Below are 26,300 nucleotides of genomic sequence, written 5' to 3'. Positions count from 1 at the left end.
CACATATAATTATGAATACAAAAACAGAAAAGACGATCGAAGAATTAGAAGCTGAAGCAGAAGTTAGCGATAATATTTCCGATGTGAAATGGTTTGATATACCGGTCTTATTAATTTTCTTTGTTTTATTTGTCATCGTGGCGTTACAGTTTATTACGCGTTATGTCTTAAACGACAGTCTATCCTGGACTGAAGAAATCGCACGATACATTCTGATTATGTTAGCTTTTGTTGGTTCTGCCAGTAATGTACGAAAGCATAAACATATCTTTTTAGAGTTCTTTTATCGCTACCTAAGTGCTAAGTCAGTAAAGGTTATCGTGCTTCTGGTTGAAGTATTAGTCGGTGGCTTTTTCACTTATTTAGGCTGGTTATGTTATGTGCTGGCCAGCGAAACTACGCAAAACATGGTGTCCGTCAACCTCCCCAAAAATATTGTTTATTACATCGTGACCATCGCTTGTTTTGTATCAGTGGTATTTGCCGTTTTTAATATTGTGAAATACATAAAAACCTCGGCTCAAGATATTTACACTGAAAAACTGAATATTAAGGATTATTAATGGCTCTCACACTTTTATTTGTTACTTTAATCGTTCTGCTAGTCATTGGCGCACCGGTGGCGGTGTCTCTGGGCTTAGCCTCGTTAGTCTATATTTTGATTGATGGTCTACCCGATGTCGTATTGGCGCATAATATGATCAACGGTATCGACAGCTTTCCATTGCTCGCCATTCCATTCTTTATTCTGGCTGGGCACTTAATGAACACCGCAGGCATAACCACCAAGATCTTTGCCTTTGCCAGAGCAATGGTAGGGTGGATGCACGGCGGTTTAGGCCACGTAAATGTAGGTGCCAGCGTGATCTTTGCCGGCATGTCAGGCGCTGCTGTTGCTGATGCAGGTGGTTTAGGAAATATCGAAATCAAGGCGATGAGAGATGCCGACTATGATGATGAGTTTTCCGTAGGAATTACGGCCGCATCATCCATTATTGGTCCTATTATTCCACCATCTCTGCCTTTAGTGATTTATGGTGTCATGGCCTCGGTTTCTATCGGGGAATTATTTGCAGCGGGTCTTATTCCAGGACTTTTGATGGCTTTGTCATTGATGATAATGATTGCCTATTACGCTAAAAAACGAAACTATCCTAGAGATAGTCACTTCGAATTAGCAGTACTTTCACACACCTTTAAGAAAGCCATATTACCTTTGCTCACACCTGTGATTATTATCGGTGGTGTCTCTACAGGTGTGTTTACACCGACTGAATCTGCAGTGGCTGCTGTTATGTACTCTTTATTCTTGGGATTGGTTGTTTATAAAACGCTGACCTGGCGACATATCGTCAGAGTCTCCATGGATACTATCGAGACCACTGCCGCTATTTTGATGATTATTGCCAGTGCCGCGGTTTTTGCCTGGGTTTTGACGGCGAATCAGGTCGCGCAACACTTGGGTGATTTTCTGTTAAACCTGTCAGACAATAAAACTGTTATTTTATTAATAATAATGGTTCTGGTTTTGCTAATCGGCATGTTCATGGAAACGATAGCTGCGATGACCATACTCGTTCCTATACTTATCCCAATCACAACAGCAGTCGGTATAGACCCTGTGCATCTGGGCATTATTGTTGTTTTAAACTTAATGCTAGGTTTGCTTACACCTCCCGTGGGAATGGTGCTATACGTACTCTCTGATGTCTCTGGGGTCAGTTTCGAAAAATGTGTTAAATCAACGGCACCTTTTTTAATTCCCCTTATCTTCGTTTTATTGTTAATCACATTTGTTCCGGAAATCGTTTTATACCTTCCTGAAATGTTTTACCGATAAACACCAGATTAGAGTAACTTTTTAAATTTACACAAATAATCAATCATTTAACCAATTAACTAACTAATTAAACAAGCAGGTCAAAAATTATGACAGATACAAAACTCCCAACAATAGGCTTTATCGGACTCGGCCTCATGGGTGGCAATATGGTTGAATGCCTTCAAAAGAATGGTTTTCAATTAAACGTGATGGATCTCGACAAAGATGCCGTTGCAACTGTACTTTCGCGTGGAAATGCGAGCGCGCCAAGTTCAGCGAAGGAATTAGCTGAAGCGAGCGACATCGTCATGCTTTGTCTGACAACTTCAGATGTTGTAGAAAACATGATGTATGCAGAAGACGGAATTCTGGCAGGCATAAAAGAAGGTTCTGTAGTGATCGATTTCGGTACATCTATTCCGGCTTCTACACGCAAAATAGGCGCTGACCTTGCGGCAAAAGGGGTAGGCATGATCGATGCACCATTAGGTCGTACTCCAGCTCATGCTAAAGATGGTTTACTGAATATCATGGCGGCTGGTGATAAAGAAACATTCGAAAAGGTTAAGCCAGTTCTGGATGTGCAAGGTGAGAATGTCTTCTACCTAGGCGCGTTAGGTACAGGCCATACCACAAAGCTAATCAATAACTTCCTTGGCATGACGACTGTTTGTGCAATGTCGCAAGCATTTGCTGTGGCGAAACTTTCGGGTATCGATGGTCAGCAATTGTTCGACATTATGTCGGCAGGTCCTTCTAACTCTCCTTTTATGCAGTTCTGTAAGAACTATGCCGTAGATGGCGTGAGTGATTTGGGTTTCTCAATCGCAAATGCAAATAAGGATATTGGCTATTTCGTAGAAATGGTTAACGACCTCGGAAGCAAAACAGCCATTGCTGAAGGCACTTCTGCAAATTTAAAAGCGGCACTGGATGCTGGTCTAGGTGAAGGTAATGTCCCCGAAATCTTTGATTACTTCCTTAAACTAGAAAAGTAAATCAAACATTACATTAGCAAAGCACAAGGCTAAAAAATCACATCGTTAAAACCTTTTCTTTGAAGAAAAGGTTCCACTAAATATGGGGTCAAAATATATGAAGCATGAAGAAATCGCACAACAGGCTATTGAATTAGTTAAACCATCAATAGAAGCTTTGTTCGAACGGACTAATCGAAAAGAACTTCATATCGTTATTATGGATCCCCGGTTAAAACCCTGGGAATGTGACTTTAACGATGCGATTTTATATCAGGAATCCATTCGTAATACTGATGTTTGGGAAAATCCTTACGATGAATTTGCACGTAGCAAAGCGGAACAGGCATGGCGCGACAGTCAGCCAAACGTTGTAACACAAGCAATGCACCCATCATCTTTACGAGAGGGTGATTTGCCTTTTTACGGATCCTTTGTTTACGGCAATGTGGTCGTCGCGTGTAGCGGTGTAGAACAATGGTTTGATATGTTAGTCAGTGGCTGGGTTGCTCTCGCCTTTGAACAACTGGCCGTGCATCAGCATCAAACACGTTGATCAACCTGTAAAGACACTCTTGATGAAGACAGGGCACTTCCAGAAAAAAGTGCCCTAAAGTAGGGGGGTGCCAGACGTTTTAAGCTAATACATTGGAAACGTTGTGAATATATAGCATAGTGCCTTATCGATATTCATCAATTAGCTGTTTAAGTTTTTCAGGGTCGTCTTTTTTCAATTTATCCAGATCAGCTTTTACAGTTTGCTCAAGTTTATCTTTGTGTCTATCCTTGACTGCCTCTATTTCAATTGTCAGCTTTTGTAATCTTTTCAGGGCATCACCTTGTTTACCTTCAGCAATTTCAATCAATGCCTCTGACAAAATTCCAAGCTGTTTACCGTAACTGGCAACGTCAGCCACGACTTCTGATTCTATGCTGCGGTCTCCCGCGAAGTTAAATTCGAATTGCGGTGAAAGCAGACTCGTAATAGGAGAAATATCCTGAGTGACATCGCCACTTAATGGTCCCTTAAACATTCCTAACCACGGAAATAACCATGGATTCATATCGGACTCCTTTCAATCGAATAATGTACGTTTGATAGAATTAGTTTTTGTTAAGTGCCTTCTAATTATTCACTGTGTCAGGCTTTTGCAAAACCTATTGTAAACGCTTCATTGAACAAAAATACCGCAAACAGTAAGAGTAGACCAGTAGCAAGATAAGAAAAATTGTCTTTGAGTAAGCGCGTGCCAATTTTACCAATGGCTGCATACACCACAAACATAATGCTTAAAACCAACATCATGCTCGATGCAAATACCAAGGCATTGGTGATGGTGCTACCTGTCAGCTGATTAACAATAGCCGCGCCCGAAGGAAATAATAACCAGATTTTGGGTGATAACAACATGATCACTGCCAGATTGACAAAGCCCAGAGTGAATAAGGTATTGGACTGTTTACTCTTGTACGTTTTGTAAGCGAGGTAAGTGATGTACATGCCGCCCAGAATATAAAATAACAAACCAACCTGAGAGAAAAACGTAGAGACAAATCCAATAAAGAAAACAGAAATGATAGCCTGAGTAGATTGTATAAAAAGGCTGGCTGGGAAAAACACCTTCAAGAAAAACGCAATAATTTCGGGCACAGAAAGCTTTCGTGTCGCTTCCATCACCGACACCCACACAGGTCCGGGTGTAATAAAAAAAATCAGCCAGAATAAAATGACTTTGTAGAGAACATCAGAATCCATATTTTTAAATGCTTATTGTGCTTGTAGAGTTGCTTTAGATCGATCGCTTGAGAATAGGGTTATATTTTAAGCCACCCCCCACCTTTAGGGCACTTTTTTATTGGATATTTCTTGGGTGTTTGATAATTCTTATCTTAGGTTTTCAATCGCTCTTTTCAGTTGAAGCAATTTCACGCAATAAATATGCGCCGGGCCCATCGCGCCATGTAATCAGGTTTCCTGAATAAACAGAACGAGATGAATAGACTATCCACGCATCCTGTGCAGAACCGATCACAGAGTCGACTCGAAATTCCTCGGGATTATTATCAGCAATGTCCAGTGCCGTAATTCCAGAATGATATTTTCCGGATAGGAGTCCTTCCGCTACCCTGACGGTAGATTGCTCCTCGAAATGCTCTGTCCACTGATCCAGGTTCACGTATTCTCTAGTCGCTGGGTGAAAGCCTATGGATGTTGGCTGTTTTATTCCAGTTTGTGTAACTACCGCTAAGGGTTTGCTCTCAGAAATAAACGTATCAATGACGAAAATATCACCGAGGTTAGCCCCAATGTTTTTACTGACATCGGGATGAGCAGCGCATTGGATAATACAATCGACTTCTCCACTTTTTAATAATGTTACAGCACTGTCAAAATCTTCAAATAGCACAATACAGGATTTCTTAATATCAAGTGTCTTGAGGTATTTTTTCGTAACAAAATCATGATTACTATCCGAAGGACCTAAGGTAGCCACTTTAAGCATGATTTGTTCCTGATGATGTCTTCTGAAGGAGAAAATTTCTTTCGATAATATAATGCTGTGGCGAATGGTTCTATTAAATTTTGCTCTATGCTTGTCGTGAGGTGTTCTTCAATAGAACTCAATTCTGAAATTGCTCAAACTTGCAAAACCTACGTCAACTTTCTGCGTGTCTCGGCTTATTTGAAGGAGATGGAAAACGATCGTTAGACAGGAAAAAGTGTCCAAAAGTAGGGGGGTGTGATTTTCTATTCTTAATTGTGCTACATCCATTTGATTATTTATATCGTTATTGCTTAAGTCGGGTTCATATCATTGCTAATTGGCTGAAAATAAAAGCAGTGGTTAACATAGGTATGTCTCAATAGTATTATCAACTAACAATATTTTGATCAGGAATTTATTCGATGATGGCCTTTAAGAAGACAAGCAAAGCTCGTACCCAGGATCTACAAAAGGTAGAAGCACCACTGCTAATTTTTGGTGGCTGTTATTCTAATTTGCAAGCAACTCAAGCGTTACGAGACTGGGCTTCTGAAAATAATTTCCTTCCCGATCAATGTATCTGCACTGGCGATATTGTTGCCTACTGTGGTAACCCATACGAAACGGTGGAACTCATTAGGGACTGGGGCGTTCATTGTATTCAAGGGAATGTTGAGCAATCACTCGCCACGAAAGCGGATGATTGCGGTTGTGGTTTTGATGAAAACACGACTTGCGATATTTTATCCCGAGGTTGGTATCCAATTGCCGATGCGGCGACTACACAAGACCAAAGAGATTGGTTTAAACAATTACCCGAACATTTGCAGTTTACCGTTAAAGATAAATTAGTTCGAGTCGTTCACGGTGCGGTTTCTGATACCAGTCGATTTATGTTTGCTTCCCAATCAGATAAAGACTTTATCGATGAGTTCTCACTGTGTGATGATACTGATACTGATATCATTATTGCAGGCCATTCCGGTTTACCATTCACAAAAAAAATTGATAACAAGCAGTGGCATAACTCAGGTGCATTGGGCATGCCAGCGAATGACGGTACTCAATCCGTTTGGTTTTCGCTATTGGAAACTGTTGATGATGAGATTCGTTTTACACATCATCGCTTAAAGTATGATGCTGAATCAGCCCGCCAACAAATGCTGAAAATACATTTAACCCAAGGCTATCATCAGGCCCTTAAAACGGGGTTATGGCCAAGTATGGATGTCTTGCCTGAGTATGAAAAGCGACAGCAAGGCATTGCTTTAGCGCTGATCTGATGCACTCGCACCCAACAGATTGGAGTGTTCTCACTTTAAATTTACAACAGCTTTTCGTCTTTTTTAAGATGCCAATTGCTTGAGGTGACTCCATTGTTTAGGTGACTCCCCATACAAACGTTTAAATTCCCGGCTGAATTGAGAAGAGCTGGTGTAGCCCACTTCCATTGCCGCAACGTTTACATTCATTCCGCCTGCTATCTTCATTGCTGCACTGTTTAGCTTCATGGATTTAACAAACTGAATGGGCGACAAGGTAGTCGCCTGTTTGAATTTTCGATGGTATACAGCGCGACTCATTCCTGCTTTTGAGGCCATCTCTTCAATAGTCACTGCTTCGTCTAGTCGGGTAGATAAATATTCAATGGATCGCGCAATTTCATTACCCACGCCAAAGGCGCGCCTTGCGGAATCTCCAGCGTCGCCCTTTAAAACAGCATAATACAATTCGCGCAATCGCCCATTCCCCAGTACCGAGGTATCTTCAGGAGTATCTGTTAATTGAAGTAAGCGTAATAATGCTTCTGAGAATGAGTCGTCCCATTGGGCAAGTGCAAAACCTTGTGGGAGCGGGCCACTGTTGGGCTTTCGTATAGCGCCGGGGGCAGTTTCCATCTCTATCGTTAGTTCGGTCATCACTTTCGTATCAAGTGAAATATAAACACCTATAAGGGGATTCTCTGGTGAGGCTGTCGGTGTACCTGCTTCAACCGGCATCGACATGCTACAACACATGTATTGATTGCTGTCATATACATATCGCTGACCATCTAATATCGCTTCTTTTGCTCCATTAAGGATGGCTATAACCGTCGGTTCATAGACGGCTGGCGCGCATCGAATAGAGTCTGTCACTCGGAAGAGTTTTACTCCCTCAACGCCAGTTCCCACCATACCGTCTTCGAAAATTTTGTTTTCAATCAATTGTTTTATTTGTTGTTTACTCATAACCGGAAAGTATCACTAGAAATTACATATTTCAATTATGATGATACAAATAGGCAATTTTTAGAGATTATTTCGCCTATTTAAGAGTATTTATGAGAGTTATAGTTATCTCAATCGAGACGTTAGTCTCATCAATTATTTAACTGTCTTAGACAGGAGTATTTACATGGAAACTACGAAGAATTTTGGAGAAAAGGGATGGACCCCTGAGGAATTAGATTCTCTCGCAGGTAAAACTTACATTATTACGGGCGCTAATAGTGGTGTAGGTTTTGAAGCCAGTAGAATTCTATTGTCTAAGGGTGCAAAGGTTGTGATGTTAAACCGCAATGCAGATAAATCGACAGCCGCTATTGAGTTATTAAAACAGGAATTTGGTGCAGGCACTGATGTGACGTTCATTCGGATGGATCTTTCAGTGTTAGCGAGTGTGCGCGAAGCCGCAGCAGAAGTCTTAAATACGGTTCCTCAAATCGATGCACTGATCTGCAATGCTGCTATTGCACAAGTTCCGACACAAAAGCTTACCGTAGATGGGTTTGAAAGCCAACTTGGTACTAATCATTATGGCCATTTTGTTCTGTGTGGAATGCTCTTTGGTCGTATTGAAGAGTCTAAAGGGCGAATCGTGGTTGTCGCTAGCCTTGGCTACAAGCTAGGACTGAGGACAATCCAGTTCGATGATATGAATTGGGACAAAAAATACAGTGCCAATCCTGCTTATAGTCAAAGTAAGTTGGCGCAAATGATGTTTGCCTACGAACTTCAAGACAAGGTCAAAGCAACAAACAAAAACGTCCAAGTCTATGTTTGTCACCCCGGATCATCCGCAACATCTTTGATCAGTACAAGTGGCGGCATTATCACGAGGATTGCCTGGTGGCTTATGACCAAGTCACCGATGGTTCAAACAGCTGAGAAAGGGGCTTATCCAGAGGTGATGTGTGCAACTCAAAAGGGTCTGGAGCAGAGGGCGCTTTATGGTCCCACTGGACGTATGGAAATGATTGGCCCAGTAGGCAAAGGCACCTTGGAGCCTTACGCATATGACAAAACCGTTATGGAAAAATTATGGAGTCGGTCGGAAAAGGAGACCGGGTTTGAGTGGACTGTTTAACAAGATAAAGTTAAGAAACAGTAAACAGAATTTATAAATAGGTGCATTCACCATTCATAGATAGGAAAGAGTTATGAAGAGTTACAACAACAAAGTAGTTGTCGTTACTGGCGGAGCGACAGGTATCGGAAATTCAATAGCGAATAAATTTGCTCATGAAGGCGCAAAGGTAATTATTTGTGCCAGACGCGAAGACAGGCTTCAGCAAGCAGTAAAAGAAATGACAGATAAGGGGCTTGATGCCCATTACAAGGTTTGCGATGTGTCAGATTTAGATGATGTTAAGGCACTGGCAGATTATGTCTGGAACAATTTCGGACAAGTCGATGTTCTTGTCAATAATGCCGGTGTCTCTGGGGTTCCGCAGCCAATTATCGATTCATCGAAAGAAGCTTTTCAGCAGGTATTTGACGTCAACATATTTGGAATGCTGAATGGCATTTGGGCATTTGGCAAGCGTTTGATTGAGCAAGGTTCCCCCGCATTGATCTTGAACGTGAATTCTGAAGTGGGCTTATATATTCCCAGCCCTATGGTCGGAAGCTACGCCGCATCAAAGTATGCTGCCAGAGCAATCTGCGAAACATTGAGACTAGAGATGCCTGAATATATCCAAGTGAGTTGTATTTATCCGGGGATAGTTCAAACAGAGCTGGGAGGCAGCAAAGCGCTAACACAAGTTGGTATGCCTGCCGATGAGTTTGTAGAAATTATTTGGCCACAGATTGAAAATCGTGAATTCTATATTGTATCTCATCCCTGGGCAAAAGATTATTTCGGGGAAACAGCAGAAGAGCTCACCAAGGCCTTTGACCGTTATGCTCCTCATTTTGAAGGTGATGAAAAATATGATTCAAAGTTGTTAGCAAAGCAAGCGTTCAAAAGCTAACTACAAGATGGACAATACTAAGAAGGTTTATTACGAAATTGAGTATTTCTATCCCGATGTTGACCAGCAAAAATTTTGGGATATGTTCTTCGATTATGAGGCTTGGTCAAAATCGGATATCTTGCCAGGGGAGATATCTATCATTAAGCCCGGCAAAGATGATCCTCTCGGAGTAGGGGCCGTTCGCTCTGTGATATCAGGTTCATTGAATATCACTGAGGATATTGTTGGTTTTCGTCCGCCTGAATATTTCAGTTATGCAACCCGTAACGGCAGCATGCCTGTTAACGACTTTGGTGGCGAGCTATTCTTAGAAGTATACAAAGGTGGACTGCTTTCAAAATATAAAGGCGGTTTTAATCCGAAATACTTTGGAACGGGTTGGCTCATGAAATATGTTTTTCGCAGAGCGCAGAAATCAGCCTTTATAGGACTAGGAAAGGCCTATAAAGCTTACTATGAAAAGTAGAACAAGCAGTTAGTTCAGTCTTGTCAGAATTAGACTGTATAACACAATATTTGAGTGGGTTGCATTATCAACTGTGGTGCAATGTCAGGAGTATATTATGGATATTAGTATTTTTAGATTTATTGGTGTTGCATTAATTATTGTTGGCTTAGTCTTAGTCTCAAACCCAGAGCTTGTAAGCAACAAGCCAATCCCCAGTGATACATTTGAAGCTGTTGAAAGAAGAATATGGTGGGGTTTATTGATCGGTTTCGGATTTTTACTTCTGTTTCATCATCAAATACAACCCTGGATTACAACAATAGCAGCTACCCTCTCTTCACTTTTTTTTGGTTTATTGGTAGCTCGGTTAATTGGGATAATGCTGGATGGTTCAGTGGCAAAGCAATGGCTAAACATAGGCATTGAAATTGTTATTTTAGTGCCTTTGGTATGGTGGTATTTCAGAGTCCGCACATAATAAATAAGGTGGGATATTGAGAAAGAAATTTTGTGTATACAGGTTGTATTCTTGTAGCGCGTTGTGGAAATTTTATTGTAAAAATAATGACTTAGATAAGGTGTTTTTAGGTGATTTATCTATACTAAGTGAAGGTAGAGTGAAGGTAGAGTGAAGGTAGAGTGAAGGCCGATTTTATGTACTTTTATTTATGAAACCGTTAACAACTTGGATTTCTAAAAAGTTTTTAACTTACAGTGTTCTAAAACGCTCCTTGCTCTACATACATTCGCTTTATATTATTAAATGACAAAAACACAAGCTCATTCCGCAAAGCATAAGTTCTTTTTGTCATTTCAAGAAATAGAATAAAAAGTGCCCTAAAGTAGGGGGGTGACTAAAAAAGATTAATCCAATCCAAATACACAAACTTCACCCGTTTCCAACCACAAAGGATATTTGAACATGGCTCTGGAAAATAAGCGACTTTGCAAATGCTTGCTTAACCATAGGCGCAAATTGGCGTATTCGTCTTGTGCAAATACCGCTTTATTTACGCGTGAAAACTGTCGAATAAAAGGCAGCAGCGCGAAGTCTAATAAGCTGGGGGTTGCACCCATGAAGAATTCATTCTCAGATAAACGTTGTTCCAGCTTTTGCACAAAGGGTTCACATTCCAGGCGGCATGTTTCTAGATCGTCGCCGTGAAAGCGTTTAGCTCGTTTGTATTTTTCCAGACTGGGTTTGAATTCTTTGTCGTTTTCTTCGATGACCTTTAGCATTTCTGTGAGTGCTTCTAGGTCATTATAGTAGAGTAGATTTTCTGGGTCGTTGCGTTTCAGTGCCCACAACATTACATCCAGGCTTTCTTCGACAACTTGATCATTCTCTGGATCAAATCCATCGTCTTTGCTGTGTCGTTCTTTTTTGACGATCAGAACAGGCACCGTGCCTTTGGGTGAGGCGTGTAACATATCCTCTGGCTTGTCTTTCATCGTTATTGCGCGTAATTGCACCTGTTGCTCAGCTAATAACAGTGCCAGCCTTGCGCGCATCGCGTAAGGGCAGTTTTGTAACGAATATAGAATCGCTAATGGCAGTGGCGTGTTAATCGACATAAAAGCGTTACAAACCTTGACTGTATTGGGCGTTTGTCGAGAGCGTGACCATGTGGCTTAACTCTAGTTGCGCCTGTTCTTTGTCGTAATCATTGTCTGCATTTAACAGGTTTTCGAAGTGCATAATCAATTCTGTTTTGTCGTGTTCCTGTTTAGAACCTGCACCAATATTGGTGAGATCGATAAAGAACTCGTCAAATAAATCGCCCAGATCATTAACAATTTCCGGGTTCAGGAATTGCTCGTGATTGTATATGCTGGGGTAACCACCACGTTGTTTATCGACAGCATACTTCACACCTCTAACGCTGGTAATCGTGGTTTCTTTTTTGCACTTCAGCATGCAGCCATCTTCAATGCTGGGTTTTTTGCAGCCAACGGTTTGCTGGAAGAAACACTGGCGGCTGGTCATCATCAGAATAGGGTGATAGATGCTGTAGAGCATTTTGAAGTTTTCAGGGCGTGCGATATTTTTGATTTGAATGCGATTTATCTCGTTAGAAATAAAGGCACCGGCACAATTCAATTCTTCTTGCAGCGTTAATAGCGCATAGGAATTGGTGGTGTTCAAGAAAGGTCCTGCAATCCATTCGATACCCATTTCGTAGGCGACAAAAGCGATACCGGTATTATTGCTGACAATGCGAGCAGGGCGGATACGTTCGAGTAGACGCACAGACTCATCATAATCTTTGCCGATTAAAACGGCAGGGAACCACGGAATCAATTGCGGATTACGTTCAAAGATTTCGATGTATTTGTCGTTATCTTTTTTCCAGCTTTCAGGGAGTTTGAAATAGACATCTGCATCGGTGAGGTCACACAAATGCACATCTTTTTCGTCAGCGATGAGAATCGACATGCTGTGTTTAGTCGACGTTTTAGGATGATGTTCTAAACGTGGCACTTCCACATGAGGAACAATCTCAACTTCACCGTTTAATAAATAAGCGGCCTGATTTTTCATTAAAGTCAGTTCTTTAAACGGAATACTTAAGTCTTCGCCTAAATCGCTACAATCAAACCCTTCAACGGTATAACCATCGCTAGCAAAGTTCTTGAAACGCTTTTCAATAACGCCTTGAGTGATGGCTAAATCTTTGGTTGTGCGCAGTTTTGATTCGGTCTGCAAAGTATGGACTTTGTTAGCCGTCACTCCATTCGTACCATCAACATCATCGATAGTAGAATCGCCAATTGTCATGATTAACGTTAATGGTTGATCGAGTTGACCAGAAAAAGTCATCTGCAAGGGAAGTTTTGCAATGCTCAGGTATTGGGTTTTCTCTGCCAGTTCTTCGCCAATCTGATCTTTTTTAACGAATAAGTCGTCTTTGATTTCCTGAATCTGAATCACTGTTTTGGCGCTACTATTATCAACTGCGTGTTTAATACTGTGATCACGAGGGTTGTCGATGAACATATCCTTCGTCAGGTTGCCCTGTAAAAACGAGTTGGTAAAATCGCGATTAAAAACACGATGCAAATTCGAATCGTCAGCAAGTAACTTACCCGATTCAACAAAGGAATCGATCGACTTGCGCCAGGTGTCGGTCACGGTATAAACATAGTGTGCGTTTTTGATGCGGCCTTCAATTTTCAATGAATCAACCTGTGCTTCAACCAACTGAGGCAGATCAAAATAGGCCGAATTGTCTTTGAGATTCAGCGGGAATTTATTACCCGCTTCGGTGATTTCATATTCTTCACGACAGGCCTGGCTACAGCTACCGCGATTACCCGAGTTACCCACACTCACCGAGCTGGAATAACACTGACCAGAAAACGCGATGCACAAGGCACCATGTACAAACACTTCGGTAAGTACATTGTGTTCGTGGGCGAGGGCGGTGAGTGATTTCACTTCGTCGATATTCATCTCGCGCGATAAGTTAAGGCGTGATGCGCCGATCTTGGCGAGGAACTTGATCTGCCCTTCGTTGTGTGTGGTCATCTGTGTAGAAGCGTGAATATCAAGCGTCGGAAAATACTTCTTCACTAAATTGAATACGCCAAGGTCCTGCACGATGATGCCATCGATGCCCGAGTTGACTAATTTATTCAATAGTTTGATCAGGGTAGGCAGTTCTTGTTCCAGAATCACCACGTTCATCGTCAGGAACACTTCACAATCGTATTTGTGCGCTAATCGGATAACACCGGTTAAGTCATCAAAAGAAAGGTTAGAAGCGCGATTGCGCGCATTGAATTTATCCAGACCACAGTAGACCGCATTGGCACCGGCTATGACGGCGGCTTTAATGGCTTCAACATCGCCACCGGGTGCTAATAATTCAATTTTTCTACTCATGTTGCTACTCACTAACTTCTTTAACTTTTATGTTACTAATTGGGCTGACCGATATGATTCGTTGGATACGGACAGTGGATGGTTTAACGCGCGATTTTAACGGTAATGGAGAAGTATCGCTATGTTTCTTATGAATGCCAAATAGTACATTCGTAGCAGGGTGAATAAGTAGCCGAGTTTAACAATGAAAAATTATTGGGATTGAAGATGAGTAGACAAGGTACATCGGCGATTACTTGAGGAATCTACAATGGGCTTTCTTGGCTCCTGGTGAGGTTTAGATTATAGCTTTTGAGTCTTAAGGATATTAGTTGTTGATCGACCATTGTACATCGATCATTGTACATCGAAGATTCCTTGCGGAATCTACGATGTGCTTTCTTGGCTCTTGGTGAGCCTAAGAAAGCCACCTCCCCACTTATGGGCATTTTTTTTCAGGCGATTTTTTCTACATCTATTTAAATGGCTAAAAGACAAAACTCTGCTTTCTTCTTAGACCTAGAATATAGGATAATTCAAATTCAATAATCAGAAGTACATTCTCCTCTCTTGTAGCCAATTAGCAGTCACTTATTTGTCATGATCAACGCCATTCTCCCCATATTTTTATTAATCGTGATGGGTTACACGATGCGTCATTATCAATTAATGAGCGAAGCATTCTGGAATGACGCAGAGAAACTGGTTTACTACGTGTTATTCCCCGCGATGCTGGTGTCGAAAATGTCGGATGCGGATCTCTCAGATACGGATGCGATTCCGCTAATATCTGCCTTGTGCTTGGGCATGGCGATCATCGGCTTGATTACCTTATTGATAAAGCCTTTGTTGAAGGTTGAAAATCCGAGTTTTAGTTCGGTGTTTCAGGGGACAACTCGTTTCAATACCTTTATCTGTTTGTCGCTGGCGGAAAACCTTTTTGGTAATTCGGGCTTGATTACTGCGGTCATCATTACCGCGATTCTGATTCCTGCATTAAATTTTCTGGTGGTGATCGTATTGCATCGTTATGGCACAAGACACGGACCTGCAAACTTCATGGCGGTGCTGAAGCAAATTATTAAAAACCCTTTGATTATTGGCTGTGTTATCGGCATTGGGCTTAATTTGAGTAATATCCATCTACCTTCTCCGGTGCAGATTACGATTAGTTTGATGGGTTCTACTGCCTTGCCGATTGGCTTGATGGCAGTTGGTGCGGCGCTGATAGTTAAAGATTTGAAGTCGGTATTACGACCGCTTTTAACAGCCAGCGCGTTGAAATTATTGATTTACCCCATTATCGCTTTTGGCATCACTCTCGCGTTTGGTTTTGATCGTCAGACACAGATAATTATTCTTATTTTTGCAGCATCACCCACTGCGCCAGCCTCGTATATTTTAGCGAAAAATATGGGGGGAGATCATAGTTTGATGTCTCGTATCATTACGTTTCAGACGATATTTTCCAGCTTGTCTTTTTTTGTGTTGTTCTGGATACTGGGAATATAGCCGTTATTTCTTCTCAAACACGTTAATATGCATCCGGCGAGTTAAATATGCCGTATTAGTTTGAAAGGTCCATCTTTGATATATATGTGAAATAATAATCAAAGGCAAAACCGTTGTTTTGAATTTGAACGTATACAAGATGGCTGATCTAAATAATTCAACTAATTATGATAATTCGAAAGAGGATAAGTACATGCAAGTAGGCAAGTTTAAGACGTTTTTTCTTTATGGTAGCTTAGCTCTTTTTCTATCAGGGGTAGGATTTTCGGTTTATGCCAATAAACCTACCAGCGTTAGCGCAGATGCGGCAATGAATGCTCAGCATCAAATGGCTCCAATTAAAAATATAACGGCTGATTGGGTTCGCCCCAGCGATGCAGAACTTAAGAAAACCCTGACTAAAATTCAGTTCGATGTGGCACGAAGAGATGCGACAGAGCGAGCATTTTCCAATGAGTATTGGAACAATAAGCAGGAAGGCATCTATGTGGATGTGGTTTCTGGCGAACCTTTGTTCAGTTCGAAAGATAAATATAAATCAGGAACTGGCTGGCCGAGTTTTACCAAGCCTTTAGTCGCTACAAATATCGTCGAAAAAGCCGATAAATCACTGTTTTATTCACGTGTTGAGGTTCGTTCAAAATTTGCTGACTCTCATTTAGGACACGTTTTTGATGATGGTCCAGGTGCAAATGGCCTACGCTATTGCATTAATTCAGCGTCGTTGCGATTCATTCCCAAAGATCAGCTTAAGCAAGCAGGATACGAGAAACTGGCGCTTGAATTTAAGTAAGATGCTCAGTGCTTAGCTGAAAAACATAGATTGATAATTTAAAACCACGTTCATAGTAAATATGGACGTGGTTTTTTTATATTTGCTGTCTCTACCAATTAAAATATCGACGTGGATTCATAAAGTTACCGCCATTATTGTAACCATTGTTGTAGCCGTTATTATTGCCACCAAAGGGAAAGAAGTTACCGAAGTCGTTATTTGAATTATTGTAAATAGGGCGTGTTGCATTGAGTAATTGCTGTCTTTCTGCCTGTGGTAAATCCTGAGCATAATGAGCTTGCTCAAAAATTTGTGAACGGCTTCCTTCGTACGAACGTATTTGTTTATTGCCGTTTGACCCAACAAATCTCACGATCGCGCGAAATTTATTATTACCGATTTGTCTAATTTCAAGGCTGTTAAATTCTCTGGGGTCAGGTGTTTTTTGTGAGCCAATCACAACCGGAATCTCCAGAATTTCTCCTTTACGAACGACTTTGATTTTTACCTCACGTTCTGGTTTATCTTCTCGAACGATTTTGATGAACTGGGCAGGGTGGTTAAGTTTAATATCATCGTAGGCAAACATGACATCGTATGGCTTTAATTCACTGCTTGCTGCTGGCGCATTGTCTGAAAAACCTTTAATCAGAACACCCTGTGTTACGCCGTCTGGTAATTGCGCGATTACGGCTTCGGGTAAAATATCCAAAATAATACCTAGAAAGCCTGAGTACTCTCTTTCAGGCTTTTGAGGTGGTTTCTGAAGCTGTGATTGCGTCAGGGTTTGAGGCTGCGTCTGAATCAGTTGATTTTGATTGATTTGATAAGGTTGTGTCGCAGCTTGCTGATTTCCTTGAAAGTTATTCGTGAAATTATTAGTGAAATTATTTGGAAAACTACTTGAGTAATTTCCCGGAAGACTAGGCTGATTCATCTGACCATAAGAATTGCTGTAAGCGTTGTTTGGTGAAACCGGATAAGCAGGAATCGGGTTTTGAGGGAATACTTGTTCTGGTGGGAAAACAGGAGTTTGCGCCTGACTAGTGCCCGTCAATAACGCTATCGCCGCAACGGAAAAAATGGGCGGTATTATTTTTCTAATCCGAAAATTTAGTGCACTGTTTAATACTCTCTTCATTTTCATCACTCATATCACAATTCAATAGAATGAGTATAAAACAGTTCGCTGAAAATCACCCCCCCACTTTGGGGGAGTTTTTAAAACGAAGAACAATCAAGCTAGATAATATTGTGCTCAGGCCCATACGGGAAACCCGTAATATTATTCGCGCCATCATCAGTCAGAACCAGGATATCATGTTCGCGATAACCACCTGCACCTGGCATGCCTTCTGGCAGCATAATCATTGGCTCCATTGAAACCACCATGTCTTTTTCGAGCACTGTTTCAACTTCTTCGCGCAGCTCAAGACCTGCTTCACGACCATAGTAATGACACAACACACCAAAGGAGTGACCATAACCAAAAGTACGGTATTGGAGTAAATCGTGTTCTGCATAAATCTCATTCAATGCATAAGCGATATCGCAACAGCGTGCGCCAGGTACGATCAGTTTTTTGCCTTCATCGTGTACTTTGCAGTTAACTTCCCACATGCGTAGATGTTCGTCAGAGGCTGATTCCGAAAACAATGTTCGTTCCAGCGCGACATAATAACCCGCAACCATTGGGAAACAGTTCAAACTTAAAATATCGCCACTTTCGATTTTTTTAGAGGTAACTGGGTTATGCGCACCATCGGTATTCATGCCCGACTGGAACCATGTCCATGTATCCAGTAATTCGCCATCAGGGAATACCTTGGCGATCTCACGCACCATTGTCTGGGTCGAATGCAATGCGACTTCGTGCTCTGGCACACCTACACCAATTGCTTCGACACACGCTGCGCCACCAATATCTGCAATCGCGGTCATTTTGGTGATGTGTGCAATTTCTTCAGCTGATTTGATCATACGAAGTTTCATGGCACCGGCGCTGATATCGACAAACTCAGATTCCGGCATCGCTAGTTTTAGTTTTTCCAGAATCTCTAGTGGAACTTGATCAAATTCGATTCCAACGCGTTGTTTTCCTTTGATTAAAGATGCGCTGGCTTTGTAAAAATTATCGTTCTGCCAATCGGTATAAACCAGGTTTTCGCCAAAGGTTCGACGGTAAGGTTGCCCGCCATCTATGTTTGCAGTGACTGTAATTTGGGTGTCGTGATTGATAACAAGCCCATATTTGCGACCAAAAGAGCAATAGAGGAAATCGCTGTAATAGTTGATATTGTGAATCGATGTCATCAGACAACTGTCGATATTCAGTGTTGACATCAGAACGCGCAGTTTGTCGACGCGTGACTGCATTTCCTGTTTACTAAATGTTGGGTTGACCGCCTCGCCATTCGGAATGTTGATGTAGCTTGGCATATTTAGTGTCGCATTTTTATTCATTGGTAATGAACCTCTTTAAACGTAATCCCCGTTCTTTATGAATACATCATGTGCAAAACGCCATGCAAAAAGCGCTATGTGAAACACCTTGCAAAAACATCGCAAAACAAAGCACAACGTAATGTACAAAAAAGTGCCCATAAGTAGGGGGGTGTCATTTGTAGCTTGAATAAGCTGTTGTAGTAATGACTAAGTAAGTAAACATCACTGTGGTTTTGCTTTGTTTTAAAAAAATTAAATACAAAAGCAAACCACAGTCATGACTTCGCTTGTTTTCCAACGTTAGCGTTGTTGTTTAAATTCTATTGTTCGTGGTTGATATTAGTAGTTGAAAATCGTTGTTAAAGTTTGATTCTATGCGCGTGAACCAGCATCGACAATCCATTGCCAGATGTAATCACTGAAACTTCTTCTAACCACCAGTTGAAAACTATCCGCACCGGTTCGTCTCATCACAAGCTGTGATTTGGCAAATACGGTCGTGACTACTTTTCCAATGGGAAAGTTACTGATATGTACATCGTAAGTACTGGATTTCTTTAGGATTTTTTCAGCGCGTTCGCCAGATAAAGATAATACCGTTTGACCTCCGCTGACATCCACAATGGCAAAATGTCCTGACATTTCTTCGCGCAGTTTAGCTTCTAAGGCATGCTCTGTTTTATCCGCGGTAAGAATCAAAAATTCATCGGGTGCGATCCAGTTAATCACAAAGTGATTGTTTTCAACCGATGACAATGGCTGTGTTGGTAAATCCAAACCAATCACTGATTTAATCGCTTTGATGGCGTCTGTATTCGTCTCTGGAATACGAACCATCAAATGACCAAGCGCCATTTCCTGCAAGCTGTAGTGAACGCTTTCAGCAGGGTGTTTCTGCGATACATGATGCATGGATAGACAACGTTGAATGCTTGTATCCTTGGGATTGAGTTCCATCATAAAGCCACCCCCGTACTTTGAGGCGTTTTTTTGCAAAGTAGCATTTTACTTGCTCGGTTTTTATTTAACATTTTGACGTTCTCCCTTTGGATCATAGAAAACAGGGCTGCAAATTTCTGCTTCTATGGTTGTTCCATCCGCTTGTGGCATATACACCTTGTCGCCCATTTTATCTAAGCCGCCTTTAATCACCGCCATTGCAATACTGCGCTCTAACACTGCGCTGTAATAACTGGAAGTAACGTGTCCGACCATTGTCATCGGAATTTTTTGATTCGGGTCCAGGACAATTTGCGATCCTTCTGGAGCAACCGTTTTGGCGTCTGTGGTTTTTAATCCCACTAACTGCTTTCTGTTTTCTTTGACCGTATCTTCACGCGCTAAGGAGCGTTTACCCAGGAAGCTGAATTCTTTCGCGGGTGAAACCGCCCAGCCCATATCCAGATCATAAGGTGTCATCGATCCGTCGGTGTCCTGACCTACGATGATGAAGCCTTTCTCAGCACGTAATACGTGCATGGTTTCAGTGCCGTAAGGCGTGATGTCGTATTTTGCACCATGCTCGAATAACTTTTCCCAGACCGCTAGCGCATAGTTGGCTTGCACGTTTATCTCGTAGGATTGTTCGCCAGTAAATGAGATGCGGAAAACACGCGCAGGAACACCCGCGACAACGCCTTCACGTAAATCCATAAATTTGAAGGTATCAGGATTAAGATCAATATCGGTGAGCTCACCCAGTAATAGTCGCGCTTTAGGGCCTGATATAGAAAGCGTTGCCCACTGATCGGTGACGCTATTGAAGTAAACTTCCAGCTCTGGCCATTCGGTTTGATGCCAGATTTCCAACCAGTTGAATACATGAGCTGCGCCACCTGAAGTGGTCGTCATGATAAAGTGGTTATCCGAAATGCATGAAGTAACGCCATCATCAAATACCATGCCGTCTTCGCCACACATCAAACCATAGCGACAACGACCGACAGGTAATTTGCTCCAGGCATTGGTATAAACCCTGTTGAGGAATTCACGTGCGTCCGGACCCTGAATATCTATTTTACCCAGTGTTGATGCATCAATAATACCCACGCCGTTTCTGGTTGCCAAACACTCGCGATTAACCGCTTCGTGCATGGATTCTTCACCTTTCGGGAAGTACCAGGGGCGTTTCCATTGGCCAACATCTTCAAACTCAGCGCCATTTTCCACATGCCATGTGTGCAGGGCAGAATAGCGTTCGATGTCGAAAAACTCGTTCACATTACGACCAGAGATCGCACCGAAAGTTACAGGTGTGTAATTAGGACGGAAAACAGTGGTGCCGGTTTCTGGTATCGTCTTACCTAATTTTTTAGCTGCAATCGCCATACCATTGATATTGCTTAGCTTTCCTTGATCGGTTCCGAAACCTAAAGCGGTATAACGCTTTACATGTTCGATGGATTCAAAACCTTCCTGAACTGCAAGTTCGATACCTGCGGCGGTTACATCCAACTGAAAATCAACAAACTGCTTCGGTGCACGACTGGTCGGTTTAAAGTGCGGAATATGAAAAATCGGCATGGATGGTGCAACGTCTTCAACTGCAGCTTTCGCATAGCTCGTTTTAGTCGCGTTAAAGCCGCAGGCATTAGCGGCAAATGCGCCTGCAGAGGCCGCGTCTTGTAAAATCTCAGTAAGCGGATACAAACCGTTACCCGCACCGGTTGCGATCATGTTTTTATTGAAGTTATCCGGAACAAAGCCTTGAATATCTTCACGCCAGGTAGGGCGACCGCCTGTGTGACAGGATAAATGCACCGCCGGGTTCCAGCCGCTAGAGGTTGCAATTGTGTCGCAATCATATTGCTTAACACTACCGCTTAGTTTTTCACCGGTTTCATCCAGAGGCGCAACCATCGCATTACTAATACAAGTGTTACCTTGTGCCTGAACGATAGCGCTGGAGTAGATGATTTCGATACCCGCATCTGTGGCCTTTTTAACCACAGTTTTTCCTGCCGCAGGACGGGTATCGATGATTGCTCTGACGAGACGACCACTGTTATGCCAATCAAATGCGGTGTTGTACGCATTGTCATTAGACGTCATCAACAATAGTTTTTTGCCGGGTACAACGTTATAACGGTTGATGTAGGTTGATACCGCAGAGGCCAGCATACAGCCCGGAATATCATTATTACCAAATACCAAGGGGCGTTCATGTGCGCCGGTTGCGAGAATTACTTGTTTGGCACGAACTCGATGCATTCTTTGGCGAATTTCACCTTCGGGCGCTAAATCAAAGCTTTGATCAGTACAGCGTTCGTGAATGGTCAGGAAGTTATGATCGTGATAACCATTAACCGTGGCATTTATTAGTAGTGTTACATTATCTGCCGTTGCTAATTCATCGATTGAATTATCGATCCAATCCTGGGCAGGGGCACCATCGAGTAGATCAGTCTGACTTAATAGATTGCCACCAAATTCGTTTTGTTCATCCGCCAGTATCACGCGTGCACCTGTGCGTGCAGCATTCAATGCGGCGGTTATGCCTGCAGGGCCACCACCAACGACTAATACATCGGCATGTTGATTAATGGTTTCATAAGTATCGGGATCAACCGCTTTGGGAGAACGCCCCAAGCCCGCACCTTTACGAATCATTTTTTCGTAAGTCATCCACAGCTTGCTGGGTGCCATAAAGGTTTTGTAGTAAAAACCCGGTGGCATAAAACGTCCGAAGAGTTTACCGACGACACCCATCACATCGCGCTCAGTGCTAGGCCAGCCATTGGTACTATGGCATTCAAGTCCTTCGTAAATCAGTTGTTGAGTGGCGCGAATATTGGGAACCTGGGTCGCTTCTGTTTTCCCTAATTGCAGGATCGCATTGGGTTCTTCCGCACCGGCAGCAACGATTCCACGAGGTCTTCCGTACTTGAAACTTCGCCCAACCACATCAACATCATTAGCTAATAGCGCCGAAGCGATGGTATCGCCAGCATAGCCCGTATATGGTTTATTATTAAAGCTAAAGGTAATTGGTTTGCTCACATCAACACGGCTTTGTGCTGATGCGTTGTTTCCCTGAATTCTATTTGGCTGGCTCATTTTTTCACCGCCTGTTCACTGCTGAATTGATCGTATTTATTCGGAACCGCAGGTGCAGTGGCAACTTTTGGTTGTTCTCCGACTTTGTAAATTTCTTTGATTTCGTAGGTCGCGGTGTCGCGGGTCATGTAAAAGAATTTTCTGCAACCCGTGGTGTGTTGCCATAACTCGTGGTGATTACCGCGTGGATTTTTACGGAAGAAAACGTAATCTCCCCATGCTTCATCACTCAATGACTCGGGATCAGTAGGGCGCACGATATGCGCTTCACCAGAGGCATGAAATTCTTCTTCTGCGCGTTCTTCTTCGCAATATGGACAGTAAATAAGGAACATTAGTGTGCTACCCCCGCTGCGCCGTGTTCATCGATTAAAGCGCCGGTATTGAATCGATCGATTGAGAATGGTTTTGCCAGTTCGTGCATTTCGCCTTTCGCCAGAGATGCTGCAAAAACATGCCCGGAACCCGGTGTGGCTTTAAAGCCGCCAGTACCCCAGCCGCAGTTGAAATAGAGATTTTCAATTTCAGTTTTACTGATTAATGGACACGCATCAGGCGTAGTATCAACAATTCCACCCCATTGTCGATTCATGCGAACACGACTGAAAATAGGGAATAGTTCTAAAATCGCAGACACAGTGTGTTCTATTGTTGGGTACGAACCACGTTGGCCGTAGCCGTTATAGCCGTCGATACCCGCACCAATCACCAAATCACCTTTATCGGATTGGCTGACATAGCCATGCACGTGGTTTGACATTACCACGGTATCTAAAATGGGTTTTATCGGCTCAGACACTAATGCCTGCAAGGGATGTGATTCAAGCGGCAGGCGTAATCCCGCCATATCTGCAAGTACGCCGGAGTTACCCGCAACCACACAACCAACTTTGCCTGCTTTGATAGTGCCGTATTGCGTTGTTTTGACGCCCGTAACCGTGCCATCTTCTATTTCGAAACCTTCTACTGCACATTGCTGAATGAGATCAACACCCAGGGCATCAGCACCGCGAGCGAAACCCCATGCCACTGCATCGTGTCTGGCGACACCTCCGCGAGGTTGCCATGATGCGCCCATTACTGGATAACGGCGATTCGCGCTGCAATCCATATCAGGTACAATTTCTTTGACCTGTTGTGCATCTAGCATTTCACCGTCTATACCATTCAGTCGATTGGCATTAACGCGTCGAGAAATGTCTCGCATATCTTGTAATGTATGACCTAGATTTAATACGCCGCGTTGTGAAAACATTACGTTGTAGTTTAAATCCTGTGATAAGCCTTCCCAGAGCTTCATCGCGTGTTCGTACAAAAACGCAGATTCATCCCAGAGATAATTGGAACGCACGATGGTTGTGTTTCTTGCTGTATTACCACCACCTAAATAGCCTTTTTCGATAACCGCGACATTGGTTATACCGAACTCTTTAGCTAAATAATAAGCGGTTGCCAGACCATGTCCGCCACCACCGACGATAACCACATCGTAGGATTTTTTTGGGGTAGGGTTACGCCAAACACGTTGCCAGTTTTCGTGGTGACTCATGGCATGCTTTAACAGGCCAAAGCCCGAGTAATGCTGCATAATCTTTATCTCTGCGTTTTATGGTTAATCGTGGTTGTAAATAATCATCATTAATACAGTGTAAGTCTATTCAGACTCATGTGCCTGTCATTTTGACTTTTTGCCATTTTAACGATTACTTTTCTGAGCCTTAAAGTATCGTTATAACGACATAGAATAAAAAAAAGCCTGAAAGGTGGGGGGTGGCTTTGTTATTACTTATAGATTTACAACTAATACACTGTTTTGTGCGTATCTAGTTAAATAATGCGTTTTTACTTAAATAAAGAATACAGTAAGCGTTAATAAATACACCAATTAAAAGTAATTAGAGGATTTATGCGATCTAAACATACCTTGTATATTGTGGCTCTGTTAATGCCTGTTTTGTTGTCGACTAGCGCACTTGCGAAACCGGTTAAGAATGGTTTTGATCTTGAAAATAGTATCATCCCAGTGGATAAAATATTACGTGGTGGGCCACCACGTGACGGGATTCCTTCCATTGATAAACCTGCTTTTTTAAACGCTGATGATGTGGATTACCTGAAAGAGTCAGATCGTGTTTTGGGGATTGTAGTAGGAGAAAAAGGAGATGAAGAAGCACGCGCTTATCCCATCAAAATATTAAACTGGCATGAGATTGTGAATGATGAGATCTCAGGTAAAGCTGTTGCGGTAACCTATTGCCCCTTATGTGGAAGTGGCATTGTTTACGACGCTGATTTTGAAGGTAAAGCACATAAATTTGGTGTGTCTGGCTTGTTATATAATAGCGACGTGTTGCTGTTTGATCGAGAGACAGAAACACTCTGGTCACAAATACTGTCAAAAGGCGTAAGTGGCGAACTGGTGAATAAGAAGCTGAAGGTGATTCAATCTGCTCATACCAGTTGGGCATCGTGGAAAAAGCAATATCCAGACACCAAAGTGCTCTCTAACGACACGGGCTTTAATCGAGATTACAATCGCTCTCCTTATGGTACTTATGATAATGATGTCAGTGTCTATTTTCCGGTAGCTTTCAAAAGCAAACGCTATCACCCGAAAGAGAGAGTCTTGGGAATTACGATTAACGATAAGCAAAAAGTGTATCCGTTTGCGGAGTTATCTAAATATTTTGCAGAAACTCAACAAACTTCACTAATCGATCGCGTTGATGGGCAAGAATTAACGCTTGAGTTTGATGTTGAAAACAGAGGCGGGACTTTCAAAAATGCAAACGGTGAAGTGGTGACCAGTACCAATACTTTCTGGTTTGCCTGGTATGCGTTTCATCCTAAAGGCGAGGTGTATAAGTTCGTAAAAGGCGCTAAATGATCCTAATAATGATCTTAATTAAGTAATATTATCAATTAAGCAATATCGAACCTATGTCAAACTTTTAAAGTCTCGTTGGTATTAGTATAAGTGTTAACTACTATCAATCTAACAGGAGTTTGGTGATGCACTCGATATTGAAAGGACTGCAAAAAGATCATATAAACCTGGCTAAAGTGCTAGATATTATGCAACTTCAGCTGGAGCGCATTGCAGAAGGCGATGATGTTGCACTTGCTTTGATGTTTGACGCGAGTACTTATATTCAAAACTACCCTGATATGATTCATCACCCCAGAGAAAACAAGGTGTTTGAGGTTTTCAAATACCGTTCTGGCGACGAGGCTGAGGTGTTTAAAACGCTAATTCAGCAGCACGAAGAAATGCCTGATGTAACGATTAAGTTTAAGCGATTGCTCAATGAAGCTATCAATGGCTTGGGTTTTATCAGTCGTGAAGAGTTGGTGAAGAAAATTCAGGAATACATTGATCTGGAAAGAGAGCACATGAATCTGGAAGAAGCAGTTGTGTTCCCCTTGATCAATAAGACTTTGGAAGATAAAGACTGGAAATTACTCGAAGAGCTTATTGAGACTGAATCTGATCCATTGTTTACGGATAAGATTGAAGAGTCTTTCAAGGTGCTTTATCAATCTATCAGTGGACAGGCAGCTTAGCTCAAGTCCTATTGGACTATAAAAATCTAAAGTATGTTTTTGATAATATGCATAAGGTTAGCGCACATAACATTCATGCGTATTGATTAAACATACTTTAGAATTTCAGT

The 26,300-nt window shown here is 42.2% G+C and carries 25 protein-coding genes; 13 read left to right on the top strand and 12 right to left on the bottom strand.

Annotated elements, in window-relative coordinates:
- Positions 1 to 11: 11 nt before the first annotated feature.
- From EV695_RS14060 to EV695_RS14045, 4 genes are all read left to right on the top strand, one after another.
- Positions 12 to 563 carry a TRAP transporter small permease gene (locus EV695_RS14060; RefSeq protein ID WP_165874716.1) on the top strand — a complete coding sequence of 184 codons (552 nt, stop codon included), beginning with the start codon at positions 12 to 14 and terminating at the stop codon, positions 561 to 563.
- On the top strand, positions 563 to 1,840 hold the full coding sequence (locus EV695_RS14055; protein ID WP_131906612.1) for a TRAP transporter large permease: 1,278 nt from the start codon (positions 563 to 565) through the stop codon (positions 1,838 to 1,840). Before EV695_RS14060 ends, EV695_RS14055 begins: the two co-directional genes overlap by 1 nt.
- An 89-nt stretch (positions 1,841 to 1,929) precedes the next feature.
- Complete coding sequence (locus EV695_RS14050; protein ID WP_131906611.1) at positions 1,930 to 2,820, top strand: NAD(P)-dependent oxidoreductase; 891 nt, start codon at positions 1,930 to 1,932, stop codon at positions 2,818 to 2,820.
- Between the two features lie 97 nt (positions 2,821 to 2,917).
- The gene (locus EV695_RS14045; RefSeq protein ID WP_131906610.1) at positions 2,918 to 3,355 is read left to right on the top strand and encodes a hypothetical protein; all 438 of its coding nucleotides are present in this window, start codon (positions 2,918 to 2,920) and stop codon (positions 3,353 to 3,355) included.
- Positions 3,356 to 3,479: 124 nt separating this feature from the next.
- On the opposite strand, the gene EV695_RS14040 is transcribed toward EV695_RS14045, so the two are convergent.
- The 3 genes from EV695_RS14040 to EV695_RS14030 form a co-directional block, all read right to left on the bottom strand.
- Positions 3,480 to 3,863, bottom strand: a complete 384-nt coding sequence (locus EV695_RS14040; protein WP_131906609.1) for a hypothetical protein — start codon at positions 3,861 to 3,863, stop codon at positions 3,480 to 3,482.
- Positions 3,864 to 3,940: 77 nt separating this feature from the next.
- Positions 3,941 to 4,555, bottom strand: coding sequence for a hypothetical protein (locus tag EV695_RS14035; RefSeq protein ID WP_131906608.1), 615 nt, complete (start codon positions 4,553 to 4,555; stop codon positions 3,941 to 3,943).
- Positions 4,556 to 4,697: 142 nt separating this feature from the next.
- A complete protein-coding gene (locus EV695_RS14030; protein ID WP_131906607.1) occupies positions 4,698 to 5,303 on the bottom strand; it encodes a type 2 periplasmic-binding domain-containing protein in 606 nt (201 codons plus the stop codon).
- A gap of 404 nt (positions 5,304 to 5,707) precedes the next feature.
- On the opposite strand from EV695_RS14030, the gene EV695_RS14025 reads away from it, so the two are divergent.
- Positions 5,708 to 6,568 carry a metallophosphoesterase family protein gene (locus EV695_RS14025; protein ID WP_131906606.1) on the top strand — a complete coding sequence of 287 codons (861 nt, stop codon included), beginning with the start codon at positions 5,708 to 5,710 and terminating at the stop codon, positions 6,566 to 6,568.
- Positions 6,569 to 6,631: 63 nt separating this feature from the next.
- Here EV695_RS14025 and EV695_RS14020 read toward each other — a convergent pair whose 3' ends face one another.
- Positions 6,632 to 7,516 (bottom strand): AraC family transcriptional regulator, encoded by an 885-nt coding sequence (locus EV695_RS14020; RefSeq protein WP_131906605.1) that lies wholly within the window; start codon positions 7,514 to 7,516, stop codon positions 6,632 to 6,634.
- Positions 7,517 to 7,682: 166 nt separating this feature from the next.
- Between EV695_RS14020 and EV695_RS14015 the strand changes: the two genes are divergently transcribed.
- The 4 genes from EV695_RS14015 to EV695_RS14000 all read left to right on the top strand — a co-directional run bounded on the left by EV695_RS14015 (position 7,683) and on the right by EV695_RS14000 (position 10,451).
- Entirely contained in the window at positions 7,683 to 8,633 is a 951-nt protein-coding gene (locus EV695_RS14015; RefSeq protein WP_131906604.1) for an SDR family oxidoreductase, read from the top strand.
- Between the two features lie 73 nt (positions 8,634 to 8,706).
- Positions 8,707 to 9,522, top strand: a complete 816-nt coding sequence (locus EV695_RS14010; RefSeq protein WP_131906603.1) for an SDR family NAD(P)-dependent oxidoreductase — start codon at positions 8,707 to 8,709, stop codon at positions 9,520 to 9,522.
- 7 nt (positions 9,523 to 9,529) lie between these two features.
- The gene (locus EV695_RS14005; RefSeq protein WP_131906602.1) at positions 9,530 to 9,991 is read left to right on the top strand and encodes an SRPBCC family protein; all 462 of its coding nucleotides are present in this window, start codon (positions 9,530 to 9,532) and stop codon (positions 9,989 to 9,991) included.
- Positions 9,992 to 10,088: 97 nt separating this feature from the next.
- Entirely contained in the window at positions 10,089 to 10,451 is a 363-nt protein-coding gene (locus EV695_RS14000) for a DUF4345 family protein (protein WP_131906601.1), read from the top strand.
- A gap of 386 nt (positions 10,452 to 10,837) precedes the next feature.
- Here the strand turns inward: EV695_RS14000 and EV695_RS13995 are convergent, their stop codons facing one another.
- Together EV695_RS13995 and EV695_RS13990 are read right to left on the bottom strand one after the other, a co-directional pair.
- On the bottom strand, positions 10,838 to 11,548 hold the full coding sequence (locus EV695_RS13995) for a glutathione S-transferase (protein ID WP_243651622.1): 711 nt from the start codon (positions 11,546 to 11,548) through the stop codon (positions 10,838 to 10,840).
- A gap of 7 nt (positions 11,549 to 11,555) precedes the next feature.
- Positions 11,556 to 13,859, bottom strand: coding sequence for a peptidase U32 family protein (locus EV695_RS13990; RefSeq protein WP_131906600.1), 2,304 nt, complete (start codon positions 13,857 to 13,859; stop codon positions 11,556 to 11,558).
- A 579-nt stretch (positions 13,860 to 14,438) separates the two neighbouring features.
- On the opposite strand from EV695_RS13990, the gene EV695_RS13985 reads away from it, so the two are divergent.
- Together EV695_RS13985 and msrB are read left to right on the top strand one after the other, a co-directional pair.
- Positions 14,439 to 15,350: an AEC family transporter gene (locus EV695_RS13985; protein ID WP_131906599.1), complete on the top strand. Its 912-nt coding sequence runs from the start codon at positions 14,439 to 14,441 to the stop codon at positions 15,348 to 15,350.
- 328 nt (positions 15,351 to 15,678) lie between these two features.
- On the top strand, positions 15,679 to 16,143 hold the full coding sequence (msrB, locus tag EV695_RS13980; protein WP_207907125.1) for a peptide-methionine (R)-S-oxide reductase MsrB: 465 nt from the start codon (positions 15,679 to 15,681) through the stop codon (positions 16,141 to 16,143).
- Positions 16,144 to 16,234: 91 nt separating this feature from the next.
- Here msrB and EV695_RS13975 read toward each other — a convergent pair whose 3' ends face one another.
- The 6 genes from EV695_RS13975 to EV695_RS13950 all read right to left on the bottom strand — a co-directional run bounded on the left by EV695_RS13975 (position 16,235) and on the right by EV695_RS13950 (position 24,214).
- Positions 16,235 to 17,266: a PDZ domain-containing protein gene (locus EV695_RS13975; RefSeq protein WP_165874715.1), complete on the bottom strand. Its 1,032-nt coding sequence runs from the start codon at positions 17,264 to 17,266 to the stop codon at positions 16,235 to 16,237.
- Between the two features lie 101 nt (positions 17,267 to 17,367).
- Entirely contained in the window at positions 17,368 to 18,588 is a 1,221-nt protein-coding gene (locus tag EV695_RS13970; RefSeq protein WP_131906596.1) for an aminopeptidase P family protein, read from the bottom strand.
- A gap of 354 nt (positions 18,589 to 18,942) precedes the next feature.
- Positions 18,943 to 19,530: a sarcosine oxidase subunit gamma gene (locus EV695_RS13965; protein WP_131906595.1), complete on the bottom strand. Its 588-nt coding sequence runs from the start codon at positions 19,528 to 19,530 to the stop codon at positions 18,943 to 18,945.
- A gap of 60 nt (positions 19,531 to 19,590) precedes the next feature.
- Positions 19,591 to 22,626, bottom strand: coding sequence for a sarcosine oxidase subunit alpha family protein (locus EV695_RS13960; RefSeq protein ID WP_131906594.1), 3,036 nt, complete (start codon positions 22,624 to 22,626; stop codon positions 19,591 to 19,593).
- Positions 22,623 to 22,961, bottom strand: a complete 339-nt coding sequence (locus tag EV695_RS13955; protein WP_131906593.1) for a sarcosine oxidase subunit delta — start codon at positions 22,959 to 22,961, stop codon at positions 22,623 to 22,625. The genes EV695_RS13960 and EV695_RS13955 overlap by 4 nt, the downstream gene beginning before the upstream one ends.
- Complete coding sequence (locus EV695_RS13950) at positions 22,961 to 24,214, bottom strand: sarcosine oxidase subunit beta family protein (protein ID WP_131906592.1); 1,254 nt, start codon at positions 24,212 to 24,214, stop codon at positions 22,961 to 22,963. Before EV695_RS13950 ends, EV695_RS13955 begins: the two co-directional genes overlap by 1 nt.
- 318 nt (positions 24,215 to 24,532) lie before the next feature.
- On the opposite strand from EV695_RS13950, the gene EV695_RS13945 reads away from it, so the two are divergent.
- Positions 24,533 to 25,513, top strand: coding sequence for a DUF3179 domain-containing protein (locus EV695_RS13945; RefSeq protein ID WP_131906591.1), 981 nt, complete (start codon positions 24,533 to 24,535; stop codon positions 25,511 to 25,513).
- A 125-nt stretch (positions 25,514 to 25,638) separates the two neighbouring features.
- Complete coding sequence (locus EV695_RS13940; RefSeq protein WP_131906590.1) at positions 25,639 to 26,190, top strand: hemerythrin domain-containing protein; 552 nt, start codon at positions 25,639 to 25,641, stop codon at positions 26,188 to 26,190.
- The last annotated feature ends 110 nt before the right edge of the window (positions 26,191 to 26,300 follow it).

The organism is Cocleimonas flava, assembly GCF_004339015.1.
Taxonomy (GTDB): domain Bacteria; phylum Pseudomonadota; class Gammaproteobacteria; order Thiotrichales; family Thiotrichaceae; genus Cocleimonas; species Cocleimonas flava.
The sequence above is the reverse complement of the archived record's forward strand: the minus strand, read 5'-3'. Positions and strand labels throughout refer to the sequence as shown.

Coding starts and splice junctions, on each gene's coding strand:
- EV695_RS14060 (WP_165874716.1), top strand. CDS start 12: ATGAATACAAAAACAGAAAAGACGATCGAAGAATTAGAAGCTGAAGCA.
- EV695_RS14055 (WP_131906612.1), top strand. CDS start 563: ATGGCTCTCACACTTTTATTTGTTACTTTAATCGTTCTGCTAGTCATT.
- EV695_RS14050 (WP_131906611.1), top strand. CDS start 1,930: ATGACAGATACAAAACTCCCAACAATAGGCTTTATCGGACTCGGCCTC.
- EV695_RS14045 (WP_131906610.1), top strand. CDS start 2,918: ATGAAGCATGAAGAAATCGCACAACAGGCTATTGAATTAGTTAAACCA.
- EV695_RS14040 (WP_131906609.1), bottom strand. CDS start 3,863: ATGAATCCATGGTTATTTCCGTGGTTAGGAATGTTTAAGGGACCATTA.
- EV695_RS14035 (WP_131906608.1), bottom strand. CDS start 4,555: ATGGATTCTGATGTTCTCTACAAAGTCATTTTATTCTGGCTGATTTTT.
- EV695_RS14030 (WP_131906607.1), bottom strand. CDS start 5,303: ATGCTTAAAGTGGCTACCTTAGGTCCTTCGGATAGTAATCATGATTTT.
- EV695_RS14025 (WP_131906606.1), top strand. CDS start 5,708: ATGATGGCCTTTAAGAAGACAAGCAAAGCTCGTACCCAGGATCTACAA.
- EV695_RS14020 (WP_131906605.1), bottom strand. CDS start 7,516: ATGAGTAAACAACAAATAAAACAATTGATTGAAAACAAAATTTTCGAA.
- EV695_RS14015 (WP_131906604.1), top strand. CDS start 7,683: ATGGAAACTACGAAGAATTTTGGAGAAAAGGGATGGACCCCTGAGGAA.
- EV695_RS14010 (WP_131906603.1), top strand. CDS start 8,707: ATGAAGAGTTACAACAACAAAGTAGTTGTCGTTACTGGCGGAGCGACA.
- EV695_RS14005 (WP_131906602.1), top strand. CDS start 9,530: ATGGACAATACTAAGAAGGTTTATTACGAAATTGAGTATTTCTATCCC.
- EV695_RS14000 (WP_131906601.1), top strand. CDS start 10,089: ATGGATATTAGTATTTTTAGATTTATTGGTGTTGCATTAATTATTGTT.
- EV695_RS13995 (WP_243651622.1), bottom strand. CDS start 11,548: ATGTCGATTAACACGCCACTGCCATTAGCGATTCTATATTCGTTACAA.
- EV695_RS13990 (WP_131906600.1), bottom strand. CDS start 13,859: ATGAGTAGAAAAATTGAATTATTAGCACCCGGTGGCGATGTTGAAGCC.
- EV695_RS13985 (WP_131906599.1), top strand. CDS start 14,439: ATGATCAACGCCATTCTCCCCATATTTTTATTAATCGTGATGGGTTAC.
- msrB (WP_207907125.1), top strand. CDS start 15,679: ATGGCTCCAATTAAAAATATAACGGCTGATTGGGTTCGCCCCAGCGAT.
- EV695_RS13975 (WP_165874715.1), bottom strand. CDS start 17,266: ATGAAGAGAGTATTAAACAGTGCACTAAATTTTCGGATTAGAAAAATA.
- EV695_RS13970 (WP_131906596.1), bottom strand. CDS start 18,588: ATGAATAAAAATGCGACACTAAATATGCCAAGCTACATCAACATTCCG.
- EV695_RS13965 (WP_131906595.1), bottom strand. CDS start 19,530: ATGATGGAACTCAATCCCAAGGATACAAGCATTCAACGTTGTCTATCC.
- EV695_RS13960 (WP_131906594.1), bottom strand. CDS start 22,626: ATGAGCCAGCCAAATAGAATTCAGGGAAACAACGCATCAGCACAAAGC.
- EV695_RS13955 (WP_131906593.1), bottom strand. CDS start 22,961: ATGTTCCTTATTTACTGTCCATATTGCGAAGAAGAACGCGCAGAAGAA.
- EV695_RS13950 (WP_131906592.1), bottom strand. CDS start 24,214: ATGCAGCATTACTCGGGCTTTGGCCTGTTAAAGCATGCCATGAGTCAC.
- EV695_RS13945 (WP_131906591.1), top strand. CDS start 24,533: ATGCGATCTAAACATACCTTGTATATTGTGGCTCTGTTAATGCCTGTT.
- EV695_RS13940 (WP_131906590.1), top strand. CDS start 25,639: ATGCACTCGATATTGAAAGGACTGCAAAAAGATCATATAAACCTGGCT.